This is a genomic window from Deinococcus metalli (assembly GCF_014201805.1).
Lineage (GTDB): Bacteria > Deinococcota > Deinococci > Deinococcales > Deinococcaceae > Deinococcus > Deinococcus metalli.
The window spans coordinates 266275-285477 of sequence record NZ_JACHFK010000001.1 but is presented as its reverse complement, the minus strand read 5'-3'; the positions used below and the strand labels follow the sequence as shown (position 1 = coordinate 285477).

Below are 19203 nucleotides of genomic sequence, written 5' to 3'. Positions count from 1 at the left end.
CCGTGCGGTATGACATCCACTGTCTGGTCGGTGCTGCTGGCCCTCGTGACTGTGGCCGGAGCACAGGGCCTGCCCGCCGTGCCGTACCGGGCCGCCCCCACGGCCCAGGCTGTGGGCGATCTGCGGGTGTGTACCGCCGGTGAGACGACGTACCGGCTCGACACGGCGGGCCGTGTCCGCAGCGTGGACTACGCCCGCCTGATCCCGGACAACACCCTGCGCGTGCGGCAGAGTTACGACCGTGCCGGACGGCTCACGGGCGCGTCCGTCCGGTGGACGGGCTTCGCCGGGCCGCTGCTCGACGTCCGGGGTTCGTTCGACGCGCGCGGCCGGCTGGTGAAGGAATCGGGCTTCCGCGCCAAGGGCGTGACCACGCCGCTCACGGCGTACCTGCGGCCCCGGCCGGCCAGGCCTCCGTGTTGAGAGGGTCATTCCTATGACCGAAGCACGCACCGGTCAGATCGAGACCGTCCAGACGCAGCCAGGCGGCACCCTGCTCTACACTCACGGGCACCGCTTTCCGGACAACGTGCAGATGGTGGAGCAGCGCCACAACGCCGCCGGTACGCTCCTTAGCGCGCGGGTGACGTGGTCGGGCTTCGTGGGCCGGGTGCTGGACGTGACCGCGACCTTCGACACGCAGGGCCGGACGGTCAAGGAGGAGGGCCACCGCGCGCCCGGCCTGACCACCCCCGTGACGGCCCTGATCTTGCCTCTGCCGGCCAGGGCACAGCAGACCTGCGCCGAGCCCGGCGGGTCCTGAGCGCTCCCCCGCCATCCGCTAGCATCCGCGCATGCCGTCCGAGCCGCACCCGCTGACCATTCCCCTGCTGGCGGGGAACCGGCGGGCGCTCGCCCGGGCGATCACGCTGGTGGAATCCACCCGGCCGGAGCACGAGGCGCAGGCGCAGGCACTGCTCGCGCAGGTCGCGGCGCACGCCGGGCGCTCGGTGCGGATCGGCCTGACCGGGGTACCGGGCGTGGGAAAGAGCACCTTCATCGAGGCGCTGGGCCTGCGGCTCGTGGACGCGGGGCACCGGGTCGCGGTGCTGGCGGTCGATCCCACGTCGGCGCGCACCGGGGGCAGCATCATGGGCGACAAGACCCGCATGCCCGGCCTGACGGTGCACCCGCACGCCTTCATTCGGCCCAGCCCCAGCGGGGGCACGCTGGGCGGCGTGGCGCGGCGCACCCGCGAGACCCTGGCGCTGTGCGAGGCCGCCGGCTACGACACCGTGCTGGTCGAGACCGTCGGCGTGGGCCAGAGCGAGACGCACGTGGCCGCCATGACGGACGTGTTCGTGCTGCTCACGCTGCCGAACGCCGGGGACGAACTCCAGGGCATCAAGCGCGGGATCATGGAACTCGCGGACCTGTGCGTGGTGAACAAGGCGGACGTGGACCCGGCGGCGGCGGTGCGCGCCCAGACGGAACTCCGCACGGCGCTGACGCTGCTCGCTCCGCACGGCGCGGTGTGGCGCCCGGTGGCCCTGCGCGCGTCCGCCCGCACCGGCGAGGGCCTGGCCGAGGTGTGGGCCGCAGTCGAGGCGTACCTGCGCGTGACGGACGTGGCGGCCAGGCGGCGCGCGCAGACGGCCGCGTGGTTCGACGACCTGCTGCGCGAGTCCGCGTGGCGCGCGTTCCAGGCGGGGATCGACCCGGCCCGCCTCTCCTCGGTGCGCTCCAGGGTCCAGGCAGGCGCCCTCACGGCCGTCCAGGGCGTCGCGGCCCTGCTGGCGCCAGAGTGACGCCCGGCGCTCGTCAGCTCCGCGTCGCGGGAATGATCGCCAGCGTGCAGCGCGACGTGCACACGGGCCGGCCGGCGTCGTCCACGATCTCGATGCTCCAGACCTGGGTGGTGCGGCCCTGGTGGATGGGCGTGGCGGTGGCGGTCACGCTGCCGGAGCGCACGCCGCGCAGGTGGTTGGCGTTGATCTCCAGACCGACCGCCGTGTGGCCCTGCGCGGCCACGCTGAGGTGCGCGCCGAGGCTGGCGACGCTCTCGGCCAGGGCGACGCTGGCCCCGCCGTGCAGCAGGCCCATGGGCTGGTGCGTGCGCGCGTCCACCGGCATGGTGGCGACCACGCGGGTGCCGCTGGCCTCCACGATCTCGATGCCCAGGTGATTCAGCAGGGTGTTCTCCGACGACAATATGGGGGACGTGGTCATGGCTGGGCCTCCGGGCGCAGGATCAGGCAGGTGGTGGTGGCAGTCGCGCACAGGCGGTCGCGGGCGTCGAGCAGCCGGGCCTGCGCGGTGGCGACCTGACGCGACACGCTCACGACCTCACCGATGGCGCGCACCTCGCCCATGCCGGCCAGCAGGGGGCGCAGGTAGCGCACGCTGAGTTCCAGGGTGGTGTAACCCACCCCGGCCGGCAGCTGGGTGTGGACCGCGCAGCCCAGCGCGGAGTCGAGCAGCGTGGCGAAAACGCCGCCGTGCACGCTGCCGATGGGGTTGTAGTGGAATTCCTGCGGGGTCATGCGGAACGTGACCCGGCCGGGCTCGATGTCGTCTTCGTGGGCCAGGCTGAAGTCGAGGCTGTGCGCAATGGGCGGGGCCGGGTACTCGCCGCGCGACATGGCGCGCAGATACTCCAGGCCGCTCATGCCGCGCGCGGCGTGGGCGCCGGTGAGCGGATCGCCCCAGGAGTACGTGCGGTGGCGGGTGGGCGGGGCCGGCGTGCTGACGTCCTGCATGGAGAGTCCTTCCGGGCACTCGGCCCTGATGAGATGATGGGCATCATACTCTACGGGGCCGCTCGGGCGAACCCGCGCCGGGGCGCAGGTGAGAATCCTGTCAGAGGGCCGTGCCCAGACTGGAGTCAACCAGAGCACGTCCTTTGGCCGGTGACGTCCGTCGCCCCTTTGTTCCCCTCGGAGGCCGTGACCTTCGCCCCCTACCCGGTCACCTGGGGTGAAGCGAGCCAGTGGTGAGACCGATCGAGGAGCCCTCCATGAAGATCAAGACCCTGGCCGTGCTTGCCGCCGGCCTTCCCCTGCTGGCGAGCTGCGGCAGCATCGTCGGCGCCGTGATTCCCCCGGTCAACATCAGCAACCCCGCCCACCTGGACGGCGCGACCCTGACCGCGACCAGCCCCCTGATGGTCCAGCGCGTCGGCACGTCGGTGCAGTACGACACCAGCGCCACCGTGCCCGCCGGCTCCTTCGATGATTTCGACCTCTCGAAGGTTCCGCTGGGCATCAAGCCGTACGCCGCCGAGATCAAGGCCAGCCTGAAGTCCGTCGTCCTGTCCGGCACCTGCGTCATGCCCGACTCGTTCAGCCTCAGCGTCGACTCGCTCAGCGTGTCCGTGTGGGATTCCTCGAACAAGGCCGGCGCCGTCACCCTGACCGCCACGCCCGCCGTGAACATCACCGCGACCCGCACCGACAGCGGCGTGGGCCAGAGCACCTACGCGCTGTCCGGCAACGTCGCGTCGGTCGGCAAGGGCGACGCGAACGTGTCCAAGGCCCTGACGATCCTGACCTCCGGCGGCACCAACGACGCCAGCGTGAGCGCCAAGATCAGCGCGGACAACAACGGCATGGCTGGCTGCAACCTGAGCTTCAAGATCGGCGATTCCAGCGTCACCCTCAGCAACTTCAAGTAAAGCCCGACCTGCTCCGCCGTCCGCGCCCCTAGGGGTACGGACGGCGCGCGTTATTCGCTGCCCGGCAGCAGGTCCATGCTGGGCACGGCGGGCGACCCCCACGGACTGCTCCGCACGAAAAAGCGCCACGGCAGGGTGCGGCCCTCGCGGATGCCGATGCGGGCCGTGACCGCCACCTCGGCGTCCGGCAGGGGGCACGGAGGCGGCAGCAGGTGCAGCGCGGCGCTGTCCACCGGCGTGCCGGCCACCCGCGCCGGGTCCAGGCCCAGGGCATACACGAGTTTCGCCGGGCCGTTCGTCAGGTCGCGTTCCCGCGTGACCGGACGGTGATCGAGCATCAGGGCCACGCCCTCCAGCGGCTCGATGGCGCGGATCAGCACGCTGGCCGGCACGCCCGCCGGGCGGCACGCGACCTGCAGCAGCGGGTGCCCGTGCGCGGTCCAGAACAGCCACTGGCCGGGCGACACCGCCATGTCCGCCGTGCGCGCCGCGTGGAAACGGCCGGCCGTGCACGCCGGGTCGCGCGGGCAGTCGTAGGCCTCGGTCTCCACGACGCGGCCGGCCATCCGCCCACCGCCGGGCGTGACGTGGACGAGGGTCGCGCCCAGCAGGCCGCGCGCCGTGCGCACCGGATCGCCGGCGAAGTGGGCCGGCGGCAGGGGTCCGGTCACGGGCGGAGGCAGCGACATACGCTGCCGAGCTTATCCGCTTCATGGCCCGGTCAGGGGACCGCGCGCCGGCGCCACAGGTCCCGCAGGCCAAGCTGGCGCACCACGCGCTCCAGCCGCGCGCGCGGACTCAGCAGGACGCTGCGGGCCAGCCACAGCAGGCCGGCCGGGTGCCGGTCCGCGAGCAGGCCCCCGGCGGTGCGGTACGCGCTCAGGCTGGCCGATTCGCGTTCAAACGCGCGCCGGACGGCGGGCGGCTGCGCGTCCCACGCCTGCATGAAGGCCCCGAAGGTCTGCTCCGGCTGCCCCGCGTGGCGCTGGGCGTTGCCGTGCCGGATGTAGTCCGCCTCGAGCCGCTGCAAGCTGAGCTTGCGGCCGCTCAGGCTGCCGGCGTGGACCCGGTACGCGACCAGCCGCTCGGGCAGCGCGACGACGGGCGCGTGGTCGGCCATGCGGCTCCACAGGCCGATGTCGTCCGCGGTCTGCAGGGCGGGAAAGCCCCCCACCCGCAGCGCCAGTTCCCGGTCGAACACCACGCTGGCGGCCAGCAGATAGATGATCGAGTGCGCGGCCACCAGGGCGCGGCTGTGCGCCTCGTCGCGCGGTCCCACGTCGAAGTACCCCAGGCGCCGGCCGCGCTGCCCGATGCGGTACCCGTGCGTGCCCAGCGCGGCCAGGTGCGGGTGCGCCGCCAGATACGTCATCTGCGTCTCGAGCTTGGTGGGCAGATACAGGTCGTCGTGGTCGATCAGGGCCACCCAGCGGGTGCGGGCGGTGCGCAGCGCGAGGTTCCGGGCGGCGCGCACGCCCGCGTTCTGCTGCCGGACCAGCTGGATGCGGTCATCCTGCGCGGCGTGCTGCAGCGCGATGTCGGCGGAGGCGTCGGTGCTGCCGTCGTCCACGATCAGCAGCTGCCACGCGGCGTACGTCTGGGCGCGGACGCTGCGGATCGTCTCGTCGAGGTGGGTGGCCCCGTTGTACACGCACAGGATGACGGTGACGGGGTCCGGCGACATGCCGAAACTGTAAGAGCAGGGGGCGGCCCCGGACTGCCGACCTGCCTTAACCTACCGAAAATGCTAAGGCTGAATGAAGGTCGGGGTCGGATGGGAGATCCATCCGGAGTCTGGACTCAGACGCGCAGCAGCCCTTCCTCGTAGATGCGGCGGATGGTCGTGTCGAGGTCCGGTTCCTGCACAGTCAGGTCGCGCACCGGTGCGTGGGCAGTCACGCGGGCGATGGGTCCGGCGGCGGGGCCGCTGAAGGCGTAGCGCACGCGGGCGCCCTCGGCGTGCACGAGGTCCAGGCCGGGCACGTCGGGACACGTGGGCGCGGTCTCGAAGTCGACCAGCAGTTCGCGCGCGCCGCCGTAGCGCTGCTGGAGGGCGGCCAGTGCGCCGTCGTACAGCAGCGTGCCGTGGTCGATGATCATGACCCGCCGGGCCAGGCGCTGCACGTCCATCAGGTCATGGGTGGTGAGCAGCACGGTCACGCCCTGCTCGCGGTTCACGTGCTCCACGAAGGCCCGGATGCGTTCGCGCGCCACCACGTCCAGCCCCACGGTCGGCTCGTCGAGGAACAGCAGGGCGGGGTCGTGCAGCAGCGCGGCGGCCAGATCGGCGCGCATGCGCTGGCCCAGGCTCAGCGAGCGCGCCGGCGTGCCCAGGAACGGCTCCAGCTCCAGCAGCTCGGTGAAGCGGGCGAGGTTCTCGCGGAAGCGGCCTGCCGGCACGCGGTACACGTGCCGCAGCAGGTCCAGGCTGTCGCGCACCGGCAGATCCCACCATAGGGTGGTGCGCTGCCCGAACACCGCGCCCAGCCGCGCCACATGCCGGCGCCGCTCGCGCCACGGCACCAGCCCGCCCACCGTGACCACGCCGCCGTCCGGGACGAGCAGGCCGGTCAGGACCTTGATGGTCGTGCTCTTCCCCGCCCCGTTCGGCCCGAGATACCCGACCACCTCGCCGGCCTGCACGGTGAAGCTCACGTCCTTCACGGCCTCCATCACGCGCGTCTGTCCGCGCAGCACGCCGCCGCTGCGGACCCGGTAGATCTTGCGGAGCTGCTGGACGTCAATCATGGTGGCGCCTCCGGAGGGCAGTGGAGCAAGAGCTGAGGAACGACCAGAGGAGCCGGAGCGCCGCTGCCCTCGGCGCCCTGCCCTGTGTGCTCCGGCCCCCGCTCATGTTCCCGTGCCCTGGTAGCGGCGCACGCCGAGCGTCCAGAACGCGAAGGCGGCCGCGAGCATAAGCGGTCCCACAACCGGCGACACGAACGCGGCCCACCCGGGCAGGCCGTCCGGCAGCGGCCGGTGCAGGACGTGCAGCACCGGAAAGTACGACAGGAACGCGGCGGGGATCACGTAGGTGAAGGCGCGGCGCAGCAGCGAGCCGTAGATATCCATCGGGTACGAGATCAGCGCCCGGCCGCCGTAGGTCAGGACGTTCATCGCCTCGACGCTGTCCACGGTCCAGAACGTGAGGGTGCCGCCAATGACGAACAGGCCGCCGAAAAAGCAGATCATCCCGACCACGCTGCCCACGAGCAGGGCCACGTCGCCGGGCGTCCACGGGACCGCGACCTGCGACACGCCGTACCACAGGATGCCGGCGGCGAGCACGACCCGCGTGACGCGGCGCAGCGCGAAGTCCGAACCGAAGACCTGCACGGGCAGCGGTGCCGGCCGCAGCAGGAAGGTGCTGAACGATCCGCTGCGGATGTGCGCAGACAGGTTCGGGGCGTCGAACCCGCCGAACAGCAGGTCCATCAGCACGAAGGCGAGTTCGGCCAGGCCGTACAGCACGCTCACCTCGCCCAGGGTCCAGCCCGACAGCGACCCGAAGCGCGGCAGCACCAGCGCGAAGGCGGCGTACTCGGTGGCCGTGATCAGGGCGGCGGCCAGCGCGTCCAGCGCGAAGGAGACGCGGTAGACGCCCTGCGAACGGATCTGGGCGCGCAGCAGCAGGGCGTACAGCCGCAGGTCGCCCAGCATGATCACGGCCCTACCCACCGTGGATCTCCAGGCGGCGCAGCCCGCGCGCCAGCACCGCCTGCGCCAGGGCGTACAGCGCCACGGTCCACGCGAGCTGCGCCCCCAGCGCCCGCCACGCGTCCCCGCCGGTTCGCACGCCCAGCCACACCTCGACCGGGGTGTTCAGCATGCCGGGAAAGGGCGTCCACGCCAGCGCGGCCTGGAGCCACGCCGGGAAGAACGCCAGCGGCATCAGGAAGCCGCAGCCCAGACCCCACAGCGCCCACGCGAAGCGGCCGATCCCGACGGCATCCGGCGACCAGAACGCGGCGCAGTTCACCACGAAGCGGAACGCGAAGCTGAGCGCCCACGCCAGCAGCAGGCTCAGGACCGTCGTCACCCAGCCCTCCACACCCGCCGGCCACACGGCCCCGAAGCCCACGGCGAACAGCGCCAGCATGGGCAGGCCTCGCAGCACGAACTGGCCGGCCGCGCGCCCGGCGTCCTGCGCCGCGTGGAACCCCAGCAGGTCATGCGGGCGCAGCAGGTCCGTGACGACCTCACCGCGGTGCACGGCGCGCATGAAGTCGGTCCAGCCGAACAGCGCCAGCGCCGCGATCAGGGTCTGGGTCAGGCCGGCGTAGGTGACCGCCGCCTGGACCGTGTAGCCCGCCACCTGCGGGCGCGCGCCGAACAGCGCGACCAGAATGGCGATCCGCAGCACCCCGAAAAAGCCGTTCGTGACGATGCCCCACAGCGCCGCCTGCGGGTACGCGAACTGCCGCCGGAAGCCCAGCCGGGCCACCGACACGGCCAGGGCCAGCCCGGACGGACGCACGCGCGTGAGGATCTGGGCTGGATGCAGGGGGAACCTCCGGTGACGCTGCCTTGGGAACGGCTTAACGTACCCGTGGGCCGCCGCAGGCGAAATACGCCGGATGGCTCAGCGCCGGCCAGCTCTGCCGGCAGGGTCCTTCACGTGGCCATCATGGGACGCCGCGCTCCCGCGGGGTACGCTGAACCGCACATCACTCCACAGGAGGCACCCCACCATGATGGACATCCTCAGCAGGCTCGGCGGTATGGGACAGGCGCAGCAGACGGTCTCGCAGCAGCTCGGCACGTCACCGCAGCAGACCGAATCCGCGATCGAGGCGGCGGTGCCGCTGCTGCTCGGCGCCCTGACGCGCAACGCCACGCAGCCGGGCGGTCTGGACGCCCTGGCCAACGCCGTGGACCAGCACGACGGCTCGGCCATCGACCAGTTCCAGCAGGGTCAGGTGCCGGACGTGCAGGACGGCCAGCGCATTCTGGGCCACGTGTTCGGCGGGCAGCAGTCGGCCGCTGCGAACGCGGTCAGCCAGCGCGCGGGCATCAGCCCGCAGCTCGCCCTCCAGATCCTGAGCATGCTGGCCCCACTGGTCATGGCGTACCTGGGCCGGCAGAAGCAGGGACAGGGCGGCGGGGCCGGCGGCATGGGCGATCTGGGCGGCATCCTGGGCAGCGTGCTCGGCGGCGGCGGCCTGGGCTCGGTGCTGGGCGGCATCCTGGGCGGTGGTCAGCAGGCGCAGCCCCAGCAGCCGCAGTATCAGCAGCCCCACTACCCGTCGCCGCAGGACAGCGGCCTGGGCGGCGGGGCAGTCATTCCGGGGCTGCCGTCACAGGGCGCGCCGGGAGGTCTGGGTGATCTGGGCGGCATGGTCGGCACCCTGAACTCGGTGCTCGACCGCGACGGCGACGGCAACGCCCTGAATGACCTGATCGGCATGTTCGGCGGTCGGCGGAGCTGAAGAGAAGAGAACGCGCGGCGGCCGGAGTGGGCCGCCGCGCGCTCTTGTGCGTTCAGGCTGGCGTCACGATCTTCTCGCGCGAGTACGGGAGGTACCCGGCCGGCGTGGCGCTCTCGTCGGAGAACAGGTTCGTGGTCAGGTAGCGCGCGCCGGTGTCGCACGCGATGGTCGCCACGCGCTTGCCTGGCCCCAGGCGGCGGGCGACCTCCAGCGCGGCCCACGCCATCGCGCCGCTGCTCATGCCCACGAAGATGCCTTCCTCCTGCGCCAGGCGGCGGGCCAGGGGGTAGGCGTCCTCCTCCCACACGTCGATCACGTCGTCGATCACGCTGCGGTCGAGGTTGGCGGGAATGAAGCCCGGTCCCATGCCCTGGAAGCCGTGCGTGCCCATCTCGCCGCCGGTCAGGACGTTGCTGCGCGCGGGCTCGCACGCGATCACCTGCACCTGCGGGTTCATGCGCTTGAGGTAACGGCCCACGCCGCTGATGGTGCCGCCGGTGCCGCTGCCGTACACGAAGGCGTCGATGCGGCCATCCATCTGCTCCCACAGCTCCGGGCCGGTGGTGGCCTCGTGCACGGCGGGATTGGCGGGGTTCGTGAACTGGCCCATCATGACCGCGCCGCGTTCCTGCGCGATTTTCTCGGCCTCCTCGATGGCGGCGAGCATGCGCCGCTTGGGGTCCGTCAGCACGAGTTCGGCGCCGTACGCGACCAGGGTGCGCTTGCGCTCCTCGCTCATGCTGGCGGGCATGCACAGGATCAGCCGGTAGCCCTTGGCCGCCGCGACCTGCGCCAGCCCTATGCCGGTGTTGCCGCTGGTGGGCTCCACGATGGTGCCGCCGGGGGGCAGGACACCGCGGCGCTCGGCATCCTCGATCAGACCCAGCGCGGTGCGGTCCTTGATGCTGCCGCCGGGGTTCTGGCCCTCCAGTTTCACGAAGACGTCCGCCATGCTGCGGTCCGTGACGCGCATGAGCTGCACGAGGGGCGTGTGGCCGATCAGGGACTCGATCATGCGTTCAGGATAGGCGCCGCCGCCGCGCGCACCGGAACGCTGTGCAGGATTGCGATGCCAGACGCCATGCTCACCGGATGAACCAGATCACCAGCCGCGCGTCCTGGCCGTCGTGCTCCAGGGCCTGCGCGAAGGCGTGCCACGCGTGCACCCGCACGCGGGTGGCGTCGTCCACATGGGCCGCCAGCGACAGGAGCTCGGCCGGGTGCACCACGGTCTGCCCGGTGATGTCGCCGTCCTCGAACAGGATGTCGGTGCTGACCTGCACGCCCAGATCCGTGGGATGGCCCCGGTCGGCCAGCCCGGCGGTCTCCAGCGCCTCCAGGAAGGCGGTGGGCGTGGGCAGCAGAAACCGCGCCTCGGCCTCCCATTCGCCCACGGCGGGCGCGCGGGGCCGGCGCTCGCACAGGATGTAGACCAGGGCCAGCATGGTCGTCCGCGGCGCGCCGGTCTCGGGGCCGTTACCCGGCCGCACCGACGGCACGCTCTCGCTCCGGGTTCGCGTCCTGCTGGTGCAGGGCGGCGCGGACATCCGGCCACTCGATGATCTGGAAACGGCTGTTGCGGATGGCCGGCGTGTAGCCCGCGTCCACGGCAATCCGGATGAGTTCGCGCACGGTGGCGTTGTGCCGCCCGTGCCCGCCCGCGGCCGAGACGACGTTCTCCTCCAGCATGGTCGAGCCCAGGTCGTTCGCGCCGTAGTACAGCGCGGCCTGCGCGACCTTGAAGCCCTGCGCCGGCCACGACGCCTGGATGTTCGGGACGTTGTCCAGCGCGATCCGCGCCACGGCAAGCTGCTGAAGGTACTCGTGCGCGGTCGCGCCCGGCGCCTTGCCCGCCAGCCGGGTGTGCTCGGTCTGGAGCGTCCACATGGCGAAGCCCGAGAAGCCGTTGCCGCCGTACTCGCGGTTCGCGCGGTCCTGCTGCTCGCGGATCTTCACGAGGTGAGCGGCGCGCTGGGCGTAGGTCTCGCCGAAGCCGATCACCATGGTGGCGATGGTGTACAGGCCCTTGCGCTGCGCGGCATCGATGATCCGGAACCAGTCGGCGCTGCGGATACGGGCGGGCGCCGCCTTGGCGCGCACGTCGTCCTCCAGGATCTCGCCGCCCGCGCCCGGCAGGCCGTCCAGTCCGGCGTCAATCAGGGTGTCGAGCAGGTCGTCCAGGGTCAGCCCGAAGGCCTTTTCCATGAACAGCACCTCTTCCGGGGAAAAGGCGTCGATACGGATGGTGGGGTGGTGGGCCTTCACATGCCGCAGCAGGCCGGTGTAGTACTCCAGGCCGAGTTCCGGGTTCACGCCGCCCTGGAGCAGGATGCGGGTGCCGCCCACCGCCTCGAGTTCGCGGATCTTTGCGGAGATCTGCTCGTAGTCCAGCGTGTAGCTGTCTTTCTGACGCTTGGTTCTGTAGAACGCGCAGAAGTTGCAGCCGACGTTGCAGATGTTGGTGTAGTTGATGTTGCGGTCGATCAGGAAGGTGACCACGGCGGGATCGCGGCGCTCGGCGCGCAGGGCGTGGGCGACCGCGGCCACGTCGGGCAGCGGCAGCGCGTACAGGGCCTCGATCTCGGGGTGGGACAGCCGCTCGCCGCTCGCGGCCCGGTCCAGCAGACCGGCGGTCGGGGTAGGGGCGGGGACGCTCATGGCGCCACGGTACCACCCGCGCTGCCCGCAATTCGTCCCGCTGCCCGCGCCGTCACGCGGCCGCCCGCCCGGCGTGTGCTTAGCTTTTCTTCAGGCGTGGGCCTAGCGGTGCGGGCCGGCGCGCGTATCATGCCCGGTGGAGAGAGCGGGCGCTGGAAGCGCTTCCGACACCGGGAGGTACGGGAATGAAGATCGGCATGATCGGCCTGGGCAAGATGGGCGGGAACATGGTGTTGCGGCTGCAACAGGGTGGGCACCACGTGGTCGGCTACGACCGCAGCGAGGACGCCCTGCGCAACATCGAGTCACACGGTGCCCAGGGCACACGCTCCATGGACGACTTCATCGCCGCGCTGGGCGAGCCCGGGTCCCGCGCCGTGTGGGTCATGGTGCCGGCCGGCAAGATCACGCAGGCCGTGATCGACGACCTGGCCGAGCGTCTCGCGCCGGGCGACATCGTGATCGACGGCGGCAACTCGAACTTCCACGACACGCAGCGCCGCGGCGAGGAACTGGCGGCCAGGGGCCTGCACTTCGTGGACGTGGGCACGTCCGGCGGCGTGTGGGGCCTGAAGGAGGGCTACGCCATGATGATCGGCGGCCCCGAGGAAGCCGTGGAGCGCCTGCGTCCGGTGTTCGAGACGCTGGCGCCCGCCCCGGACCGCGGCTGGGGCCGCATGGGTCCCTCGGGCAGCGGGCACTACGTGAAGATGGTGCACAACGGCATCGAGTACGGCATGATGCAGGCCTACGCCGAGGGCTTCGAGCTGATGAAGGCCCACCAGACTTTCAACCTGGACATGGCCCAGATCGCGGAGCTGTGGCGCCACGGCAGCGTCGTGAGAAGCTGGCTGCTCGACCTGACCGCCGAGGCGCTGAAGAACTCCGCGGACTTCGACTCGCTGTCCGACTACGTGGCCGACAGCGGCGAGGGCCGCTGGACCATCATCGACTCCATCGAGCTGGGGGTCCCGACTCCGGTGATCACGCTCGCCACCCAGATGCGCTTCCGCAGCCAGCAGGAAGTGAGCTACGCCGGGCAGATGCTCTCCGCGATGCGCCGCGCCTTCGGTGGGCACGCCGTCAAGACGCTGGAAGCGCCCAAGCAGGAGGGCATCGTGCCCGAGGTGCAGGCCGGGGATCACCCGAAGGTGGCCGCGCCGGAGAACATTCCTGCGGCCGCCGGCAGCGGCACCGGCTCTGCGGCGGAACAGCTCGGGGAGACCGGCCGGCAGCGCGTGACAGGTGAGCAATGACCCGGAAGACCGCCCCAAGTTCCGCGAAGAAGGGCGCAGCGAAGTCCGGCGCCAAGGCGTCTGCGGCGCAACCCAGGCCCAAGCGCACGGCGAAACCCAAGACTGAGGCCGTCCAGCAGGCCGTGGAGCGCAGGGACGCCGCGCAGAACGTCGACGTGGCCCAGACGGGCGCCGCCGCCGCAGCGGCCCGCCGTACCCGCAAGCGCGTGCCGCCCGCCGTGGCCGGCGGTGACGGCCACAATCCCTTCCGCACCCACATGCGCCGCACCCGCGCGCCGGAACCCGCGACCCTGGTGATCTTCGGCGCGACCGGCGACCTCGCGCGGCGCAAGCTGCTGCCCGCCGTGTTCGGCCTGTGGCAGGACGGCCTGCTGGGCAGCGCCTTCAACATCGTCGGTGTGGGCCGCCAGCCCATGACCGACGAGGAGTTCAAGGACTACGCCCTTGCCGCCCTGAAGGAGAGCAAGGAAACCGACGCGATCCTGCCGGGCAACCTGGAGAAGTTCCGCGAACTGCTGTACTACGAGTACGGGGACTTCAGCGGCGACGAGGTCTATGACCTGGTGGGCCGGGAACTCGACCGCGCCGAGGAGGCGCACGGCGGGCGCAAGAACGCCCTGTTCTACCTTTCGACCCCGCCCAGCCTGTTCGAGCCGATCTCCAGCGGCCTGGGCCGCCTCGGACTGGCCGACCAGTCCGAGGGCTGGCGGCGCATCGTGATCGAGAAGCCCTTCGGGCGTGACCTCGCCAGCGCCCGCGCCCTGAACGACGCCATCCACACCGTGTGGGACGAGTCGCAGGTCTACCGCATCGACCACTACCTGGGCAAGGAGACGGTGCAGAACCTGATGGCGATCCGCTTCGGCAACGCCATCTTCGAGCCGCTGTGGAACCGCGGCTACGTGGACCACGTGCAGATCACGGCCGCCGAGGACCTGGGTCTGGAGGGCCGCGCCGGGTACTACGAGGAAGCCGGCGTGGTGCGCGACATGCTGCAGAACCACCTGATGCAGCTGTTCGCGCTGACCGCCATGGAAGCCCCCGCGGCCTTCGACGCCGACGCGATCCGCGACGAGAAGGTCAAGGTGCTGCGCGCCGTGAAGGAGATCCCCCGGGGCCGCGTGAAGAGTGTCGCCGTGCGCGGCCAGTACGGCCCCGGCACCATGGACGGCGAGAAGGTGCCCGGCTACCGCCAGGAACCGAACGTGAAGCCCAGCAGCCCCACGCCCACCTACGTGGCGGTGAAGCTGGAGGTGGACAACTGGCGCTGGCAGGGCGTGCCGTTCTTCCTGCGCACCGGCAAGCGCCTGCCCAAGAAGGTCACGGAGATCGCCGTGGTCTTCAAGCGGCCCCCGCTGGGCATCTTCCCGGGCGGTCTGGAACGCAACGTGCTCGCGTTCCGCATCCAGCCGGACGAGGGCGTGAGTCTGAAATTCAGCAGCAAGACGCCGGGGCAGGAGATGGTGCTGCGCGAGGTCGTGATGGACTTCCGCTACGACGCGTTCGGCGCGCAGCTCGAGAGCCCGTACTCGCGGCTGCTGCTCGACGCCATGCTGGGCGACGCGACCCTGTTCCCGCGCGAGGACGAGGTCGACCACGCGTGGCAGCTCGTGAGCGGCATCCTGGAAGCGTGGGACGGCGTGAGCGCCCCGGAGTTCCCGAACTACACCTCCGGCACGTGGGGTCCCGAGGCCGCCGACGAGCTGATCGGCGCCGACCGCCGCTGGAGACGGCTGTGAGCGCGCAGACCGCCGGGGGCACAGGGCACACGTTGCCTGGCTCTCCTCTCGGCGGTGCCGGAGGCGGCCTATGACCTACGCGACGGACCACAAGCGCCTGGGGCCGGTGGACACCAGCGTCCGCAAGGCGCAGGTGACGCTGGACGAGCTGTGGACACAGACGAACGTGGAGACGCGGGCGTACACGGGGAACATCGTGGCCCTGACGGTGCACCGGCACGTCAAGCGCGTCGAGGAGGCGCTGGCGGGCCTGGAGGGGCGCTTCGCGGGCCGGCAGATCATCGGCGTGATGGACGGCAGCGACGACCTCAAGGTGCACGCGAGCCTGGTGCCGCAGTCCGGCGGGCTGTACGTGGAGCGCCTGACGCTGGACGCCAACCCGCAGCAGCTCCAGGGCGCGATCCTGCCGCTGCTGCGTCCCGCGACCGTGAATCACGTGTGGTGGGGCGCAGACACCAAGCCGGGCGGCGTGCTGATGCACGAGCTGACGGACGTGGCCGACCAGATCATCTGCGATTCCCTGACGCTGGATATCCCCCCGGCCCGGCACTACGCGCTGGCGGACCTGGGCTGGAGCCGCAGCGCGCCGTGGCGTGAGGCCCTGGCGCAGGTGTTCGACTCGCCCGACGCCGCCCGGCAGCTGCCGCGCATCACGCACCTGACCGTGCGCTACTCGGGCCGCAAGGACCTGCCCGCCCGGCTGTTCGCCGGCTTCGTGGCCGACACCCTGAAGTGGAAGGACCTGAGGCACGTGACCTTCAAGGCCGCCCGCTGCGGCCGGGAGAACGGCGACCTGTGCGGCGTGGAGCTGTCCGGCGACGGCGTGCGCTTCACCCTGAACGCGCAGGGCGGCGACATGGCCGTGTGTGAGGCCGTGTGGGAGGACATCAGCCGCACCACCGAGGTGAACGTGCCCGCCATGACGCTCGCCGAGGGCCTGGGCCGCGTGATGGCCCGCCCGGAACGCGGCGAGGTCTTCGAGCACGCGTGGACGCTCGCCAAGGCCAGCCTGTAGCCCGCACTGTCACCCGCGCAGCAGCGGCGCCCACCTCCGGACGGCATACTCCGGGCCGTGGGCGCCGCTGACCTTCTCGCCGACCTCGCGCAGCACCTGGGCGCGGACGCCGTCGGCTGGGCGCCGGCTGCCGTGCCGGCCCACGCGGTCGAGGAGTACGCCGGCTGGCTGGACGCGGGCCGGCACGCGGGCATGACCTATCTGGAGCGCCAGCTGCCCGCCCGCGCCGATCCCTCAACGCGGCTGGAGGGTGTGGGCAGCGTGCTGGTGCTGGGCGTGTCGCACGCGTTCGCGGAACTCCCGAAACCGGCCGGCGGCGTGCGGGTGGGCCGCGTCGCGCGGTACGCGTGGACGCCCGACTACCACGACCAGCTCCAACCGGTCCTGACCCGGCTGGAGACCGAGGCCGCCGCGCTGGGCGTACGGGCGCGCGGCTACGTGGACCACGGCCCCGTGATGGAACGCCTGTACGCCGCGTCGGGCTTCCTGGGGTGGCGAGGCAAGTCCGGGATGCTGGTCAGCACCCGCCTGGGAGCCTTCGTCACGCTGGCGGTGCTGCTGACCGATCTGCCGTGTGGCGGCGCGGCCACGCCGCACCCCGACCGCTGTGGGCGTTGCCTGCGCTGCGTCTCTGCGTGTCCCACGAACGCCATCGGGAACGACCGGGCCATCGACGCGCGGCGCTGCGTTTCTTACCTGACCATCGAGCACCGCGGGCCGGTGCCCCACGACCTGCGGGCCGGGGTGGGCGAGTGGCTGTTCGGCTGCGACGTGTGCAGCGAGGTCTGCCCGTGGAGCGAGCACGCCGGGCCTCTCGCGAGGGTGCTGCGGCCCGACCCGGAGCTGGCCCACCCCGATCTAACGCGGTTCTTCGGCGGCAGTGAACGCGCCTTTGAGCGGGCCTTCGCGGACACGGCGTTCCTGCGCCCGCGGCGCAAGGGCATGGCCCGCAACGCCCTGACGGTGCTGGGCAATACCCGCGCGCCGCAAGGCTGGCCGCTGCTGCTCGCCGGCGCGGCCGATCCCGCGTGGGAGGTGCGCGAGGCCGCCGCGTGGGCGCTGGGGCAGTGGGGCGAGACCCGCTCCCTGGCCCCACTGCGGCATGATCCACATGAGGCTGTGCGCGCGTCCGCCCACCGCGCCCTCATGACCTGAAGCCGACCTTCACGCGGAGCAGACGAGTGACACGCCCATGGAGTCCAGCCCCTACCATGGGGCCGTGCGCGTTTCCCCTGCCCTGTCCCTGAGTTTCCTGCTGCTGGCGTCCGCCGCCCGCGGCCAGTCCGACACCCCGGTCACCCGCACGCCAGTCCTGATGCCCACGGTCGTGGCCCGCTACCCGCACGACCGCGCAGCGTTCACCGAGGGCTTCCAGTATCTGGGGAGCGGCGTGTATGCCGAGAGCACCGGCATCGTCGGGCAGTCGGGCGTGCGCCGCAGCGTCCTGAAGACCGGCAAGGTGCAGGTCTCGGCCGCCACGCCGCTGGCGACCGCGTTCGGCGAGGGCGTGGCCGTGATCGGATCGACCGCGTACCACCTGACGTGGCAGGACGGCGTGGCCTTCACCTTCGACGCCGAGACGCTGCGCGAGACCGGGCAGTACCGCTACACGGGCGAGGGCTGGGGCCTGACCACCGACGGCAAGCAGCTGATCATGAGCAACGGCAGCCCCACGCTGGTGTGGCGCGACCCGAAGACCTTCAAGGTCACGCGCTCCGTGGCCGTCACGGACGACGGCCAGCCCATCAAGAACCTGAACGAGCTGGAGTACGTGCAGGGCAGCGTCTACGCCAACGTGTGGCTCAGCGACCGGATTGCCCGCATCGACCCGCAGTCCGGGAAGGTCACCGCGTGGCTCGACGTGTCGGACATCACGCGCGAGGCCAGCATGCAGGCCAGCCGCAGCGGCCGCCCCTTGACCTTCGACGACGTGCCCAACGGCATTGCCTACGTGCCCGAGCGCGGCACGCTGCTGATCACGGGCAAGCGCTGGGGCACCATCTTCGAGGTGAAGGTGGCGGGCGTGAAGGCCGAGACCGGCGTCGGCGGCCAGGGCCGCGTCAGGCGCTAGCCGCCACGCGGTCCTGAAGCGCCGACCACACCCGCGCCTCCAGTTCGTCCGGCCCCAGGGTGGCGTCGAGCACCACGAACCGGTCCGGGTCGCGCTGCGCGAGGTGCAGGAAGCCCTGCCGCACCCGGCGGTGGAACGCGAGGTCGGCTCGCTCCAGCCGGTCGGGCTGGCCGCGCCGCGCCGCGCGTTCCAGCCCCACTTCCGGGTCGAGGTCGAGCAGCACCGTCAGGTCTGGGGTCAGCCCGCCCGTCGCGGCGGCCGTGATGTGATCCAGCAGCGCTCCGTCGAGGCCCCGGCCCGCTCCCTGGTACGCCCGGCTGGAATCGGCGTAGCGGTCACACACCACGACGTCGCCGCGATCCAGCGCGGGCCGGATGACGTTCGCCACGAGTTGCGCGCGGCTCGCGGAGTACAGCAGGAACTCCGGCAGCGGGTCGATGGTCAGCGCCGGGTCGAGCAGCACGTCACGCACGCGGGTGCCCAGGGGCGTGCCGCCAGGCTCCCGCGTGACCGTGTGGGCAGTGCCCTGCGCGGAGAGCCGCTCCACCAGCCGCGCGAGTTGCGTGCTCTTGCCCGCGCCCTCCGGCCCCTCGAAGGTGACGAACAGCCCCGTCACAGCCCCGTGGGGTGGTGCAGGAACTGCCACGGCAGCCCGAACTGGTCCTCCAGCTTCGCGGCCAGGGCGCGCACGCCGAACACCTCGGTCTCGTAGTGGCCGGCGTAGACCACGTTGATGCCGTACTCGAAGGCGTCGTTGAAATGCTTGTGCGCCGGCTCGCCGGTGAGCAGCGTGTCCAGACCCAGCGCCGCCGCCTCCGGAATGCGGTCCGAGCCCTCGCCCGAGCAGATGCCCACGCGCTGCACCGTGGGGCCGCCCCCGCCGTGCACCAGGCAGATCTCACCGGTCAGCTTCTGCACGCGGTCCGCGAAATCCTGCAAGCTCAGCTCGAAGGGCACTTCGCCCGCCACGCCGATCTTCTTCCCCGCGAACTCCCCGAAAGGCGTGACGTTCTGAAGGCTGAGCGCCCGCGCCATCATGGCGTTGTTGCCCACGTCCGCGTGCGCGTCGAGCGGCAGGTGCGCCGCGTACAGGTTCAGGTCGGCCTGAATGGCGATCCGCAGCCGCTCCCGGTGCGGCCCGGTGACGGGCAGCGGCTTGCCCCAGAACAGCCCGTGGTGCACCAGCAGGAGGTCCGCGCCACTGTCCGCCGCATGCTGGAGCGTTTTCACGCTGGTGTCCACGCTGGCCGCGACCCGGCGGATCACGGGCGTGCCCTCGATCTGGAGGCCGTTCAGACTGACGTCCCTGAACTCGCCGATCTGGAGATAGTCATTGAGCCACGCCACGAGGTCATCGCGCCGCACCTCGCCGGGAGTGTTGGGAGAAGCGTCCGACATGGGGCGCATTGTAGCCGCGCCGCC

21 protein-coding genes, 1 pseudogene and 1 riboswitch are annotated in these 19203 nt (G+C 71.6%); of the genes and pseudogenes, 10 read left to right on the top strand and 12 right to left on the bottom strand.

What is annotated here, in order from left to right; translation table 11 throughout:
- The first annotated feature begins 9 nt into the window (after window positions 1–9).
- The 3 genes from HNQ07_RS01460 to meaB are packed head-to-tail and all read left to right on the top strand — an operon-like array spanning window position 10 to window position 1748.
- Window positions 10–423 carry a hypothetical protein gene (locus HNQ07_RS01460; RefSeq protein ID WP_184109119.1) on the top strand — a complete coding sequence of 138 codons (414 nt, stop codon included), beginning with the start codon at window positions 10–12 and terminating at the stop codon, window positions 421–423.
- 13 nt (window positions 424–436) lie between these two features.
- A complete protein-coding gene (locus tag HNQ07_RS01455) occupies window positions 437–763 on the top strand; it encodes a hypothetical protein (protein WP_184109118.1) in 327 nt (108 codons plus the stop codon).
- 31 nt (window positions 764–794) lie between these two features.
- Window positions 795–1748, top strand: coding sequence for a methylmalonyl Co-A mutase-associated GTPase MeaB (gene meaB, locus HNQ07_RS01450; protein WP_184109117.1), 954 nt, complete (start codon window positions 795–797; stop codon window positions 1746–1748).
- A 13-nt stretch (window positions 1749–1761) separates the two neighbouring features.
- Here meaB and HNQ07_RS01445 read toward each other — a convergent pair whose 3' ends face one another.
- Together HNQ07_RS01445 and HNQ07_RS01440 are read right to left on the bottom strand one after the other, a co-directional pair.
- The gene (locus HNQ07_RS01445) at window positions 1762–2169 is read right to left on the bottom strand and encodes a hotdog fold thioesterase (protein ID WP_184109116.1); all 408 of its coding nucleotides are present in this window, start codon (window positions 2167–2169) and stop codon (window positions 1762–1764) included.
- Window positions 2166–2699, bottom strand: coding sequence for a PaaI family thioesterase (locus tag HNQ07_RS01440; RefSeq protein ID WP_184109115.1), 534 nt, complete (start codon window positions 2697–2699; stop codon window positions 2166–2168). Before HNQ07_RS01440 ends, HNQ07_RS01445 begins: the two co-directional genes overlap by 4 nt.
- 170 nt (window positions 2700–2869) lie before the next feature.
- Window positions 2870–2953: riboswitch (cyclic di-GMP riboswitch) on the top strand.
- 3 nt (window positions 2954–2956) lie between these two features.
- On the opposite strand from HNQ07_RS01440, the gene HNQ07_RS01435 reads away from it, so the two are divergent.
- Window positions 2957–3613 (top strand): hypothetical protein, encoded by a 657-nt coding sequence (locus tag HNQ07_RS01435; RefSeq protein ID WP_184109114.1) that lies wholly within the window; start codon window positions 2957–2959, stop codon window positions 3611–3613.
- A gap of 50 nt (window positions 3614–3663) precedes the next feature.
- Here HNQ07_RS01435 and HNQ07_RS01430 read toward each other — a convergent pair whose 3' ends face one another.
- The 5 genes from HNQ07_RS01430 to HNQ07_RS01410 form a co-directional block, all read right to left on the bottom strand.
- Complete coding sequence (locus HNQ07_RS01430; protein WP_184109113.1) at window positions 3664–4302, bottom strand: DNA-3-methyladenine glycosylase; 639 nt, start codon at window positions 4300–4302, stop codon at window positions 3664–3666.
- Window positions 4303–4334: 32 nt separating this feature from the next.
- Window positions 4335–5297 carry a glycosyltransferase family 2 protein gene (locus HNQ07_RS01425; protein ID WP_184109112.1) on the bottom strand — a complete coding sequence of 321 codons (963 nt, stop codon included), beginning with the start codon at window positions 5295–5297 and terminating at the stop codon, window positions 4335–4337.
- Window positions 5298–5413: 116 nt separating this feature from the next.
- Complete coding sequence (locus tag HNQ07_RS01420) at window positions 5414–6361, bottom strand: ABC transporter ATP-binding protein (RefSeq protein ID WP_184109111.1); 948 nt, start codon at window positions 6359–6361, stop codon at window positions 5414–5416.
- A gap of 102 nt (window positions 6362–6463) precedes the next feature.
- On the bottom strand, window positions 6464–7291 hold the full coding sequence (locus HNQ07_RS01415; protein WP_229831795.1) for an ABC transporter permease: 828 nt from the start codon (window positions 7289–7291) through the stop codon (window positions 6464–6466).
- Window positions 7284–8090, bottom strand: coding sequence for an ABC transporter permease (locus HNQ07_RS01410; protein ID WP_229831796.1), 807 nt, complete (start codon window positions 8088–8090; stop codon window positions 7284–7286). Before HNQ07_RS01410 ends, HNQ07_RS01415 begins: the two co-directional genes overlap by 8 nt.
- A gap of 214 nt (window positions 8091–8304) precedes the next feature.
- Here HNQ07_RS01410 and HNQ07_RS01405 point away from each other — a divergent pair, with 214 nt between their 5' ends.
- Window positions 8305–9042, top strand: coding sequence for a DUF937 domain-containing protein (locus HNQ07_RS01405; RefSeq protein ID WP_184109110.1), 738 nt, complete (start codon window positions 8305–8307; stop codon window positions 9040–9042).
- Window positions 9043–9094: 52 nt separating this feature from the next.
- Here HNQ07_RS01405 and cysK read toward each other — a convergent pair whose 3' ends face one another.
- The 3 genes from cysK to mqnC all read right to left on the bottom strand — a co-directional run bounded on the left by cysK (window position 9095) and on the right by mqnC (window position 11700).
- Window positions 9095–10057 carry a cysteine synthase A gene (gene cysK, locus HNQ07_RS01400; RefSeq protein ID WP_184109109.1) on the bottom strand — a complete coding sequence of 321 codons (963 nt, stop codon included), beginning with the start codon at window positions 10055–10057 and terminating at the stop codon, window positions 9095–9097.
- Between the two features lie 70 nt (window positions 10058–10127).
- The gene (locus HNQ07_RS01395; RefSeq protein WP_184109108.1) at window positions 10128–10541 is read right to left on the bottom strand and encodes a hypothetical protein; all 414 of its coding nucleotides are present in this window, start codon (window positions 10539–10541) and stop codon (window positions 10128–10130) included.
- Window positions 10519–11700 carry a cyclic dehypoxanthinyl futalosine synthase gene (gene mqnC / locus HNQ07_RS01390; protein WP_184109107.1) on the bottom strand — a complete coding sequence of 394 codons (1182 nt, stop codon included), beginning with the start codon at window positions 11698–11700 and terminating at the stop codon, window positions 10519–10521. The genes HNQ07_RS01395 and mqnC overlap by 23 nt, the downstream gene beginning before the upstream one ends.
- 149 nt (window positions 11701–11849) lie before the next feature.
- Between mqnC and gnd the strand changes: the two are divergent.
- The 5 genes and pseudogenes from gnd to HNQ07_RS01365 form a co-directional block, all read left to right on the top strand.
- Window positions 11850–12956, top strand: a pseudogene (gene gnd, locus HNQ07_RS01385) (phosphogluconate dehydrogenase (NAD(+)-dependent, decarboxylating)); the annotation flags it as partial.
- The gene (zwf, locus tag HNQ07_RS01380; protein WP_184109105.1) at window positions 12953–14695 is read left to right on the top strand and encodes a glucose-6-phosphate dehydrogenase; all 1743 of its coding nucleotides are present in this window, start codon (window positions 12953–12955) and stop codon (window positions 14693–14695) included. The pseudogene gnd and the gene zwf, both read left to right, overlap by 4 nt.
- A gap of 70 nt (window positions 14696–14765) precedes the next feature.
- Entirely contained in the window at window positions 14766–15710 is a 945-nt protein-coding gene (locus tag HNQ07_RS01375) for a glucose-6-phosphate dehydrogenase assembly protein OpcA (protein ID WP_184109104.1), read from the top strand.
- 57 nt (window positions 15711–15767) lie between these two features.
- Entirely contained in the window at window positions 15768–16865 is a 1098-nt protein-coding gene (gene queG, locus HNQ07_RS01370; protein ID WP_184109103.1) for a tRNA epoxyqueuosine(34) reductase QueG, read from the top strand.
- A 64-nt stretch (window positions 16866–16929) separates the two neighbouring features.
- A complete protein-coding gene (locus HNQ07_RS01365) occupies window positions 16930–17781 on the top strand; it encodes a glutaminyl-peptide cyclotransferase (RefSeq protein ID WP_229831797.1) in 852 nt (283 codons plus the stop codon).
- On the opposite strand, the gene tmk is transcribed toward HNQ07_RS01365, so the two are convergent.
- Window positions 17771–18397 carry a dTMP kinase gene (gene tmk / locus HNQ07_RS01360; RefSeq protein WP_184109101.1) on the bottom strand — a complete coding sequence of 209 codons (627 nt, stop codon included), beginning with the start codon at window positions 18395–18397 and terminating at the stop codon, window positions 17771–17773. The two genes, HNQ07_RS01365 and tmk, sit on opposite strands and share 11 nt — an antisense overlap.
- A complete protein-coding gene (locus HNQ07_RS01355) occupies window positions 18394–19188 on the bottom strand; it encodes a Nif3-like dinuclear metal center hexameric protein (protein WP_184109100.1) in 795 nt (264 codons plus the stop codon). Before HNQ07_RS01355 ends, tmk begins: the two co-directional genes overlap by 4 nt.
- Window positions 19189–19203: the final 15 nt, after the last annotated feature.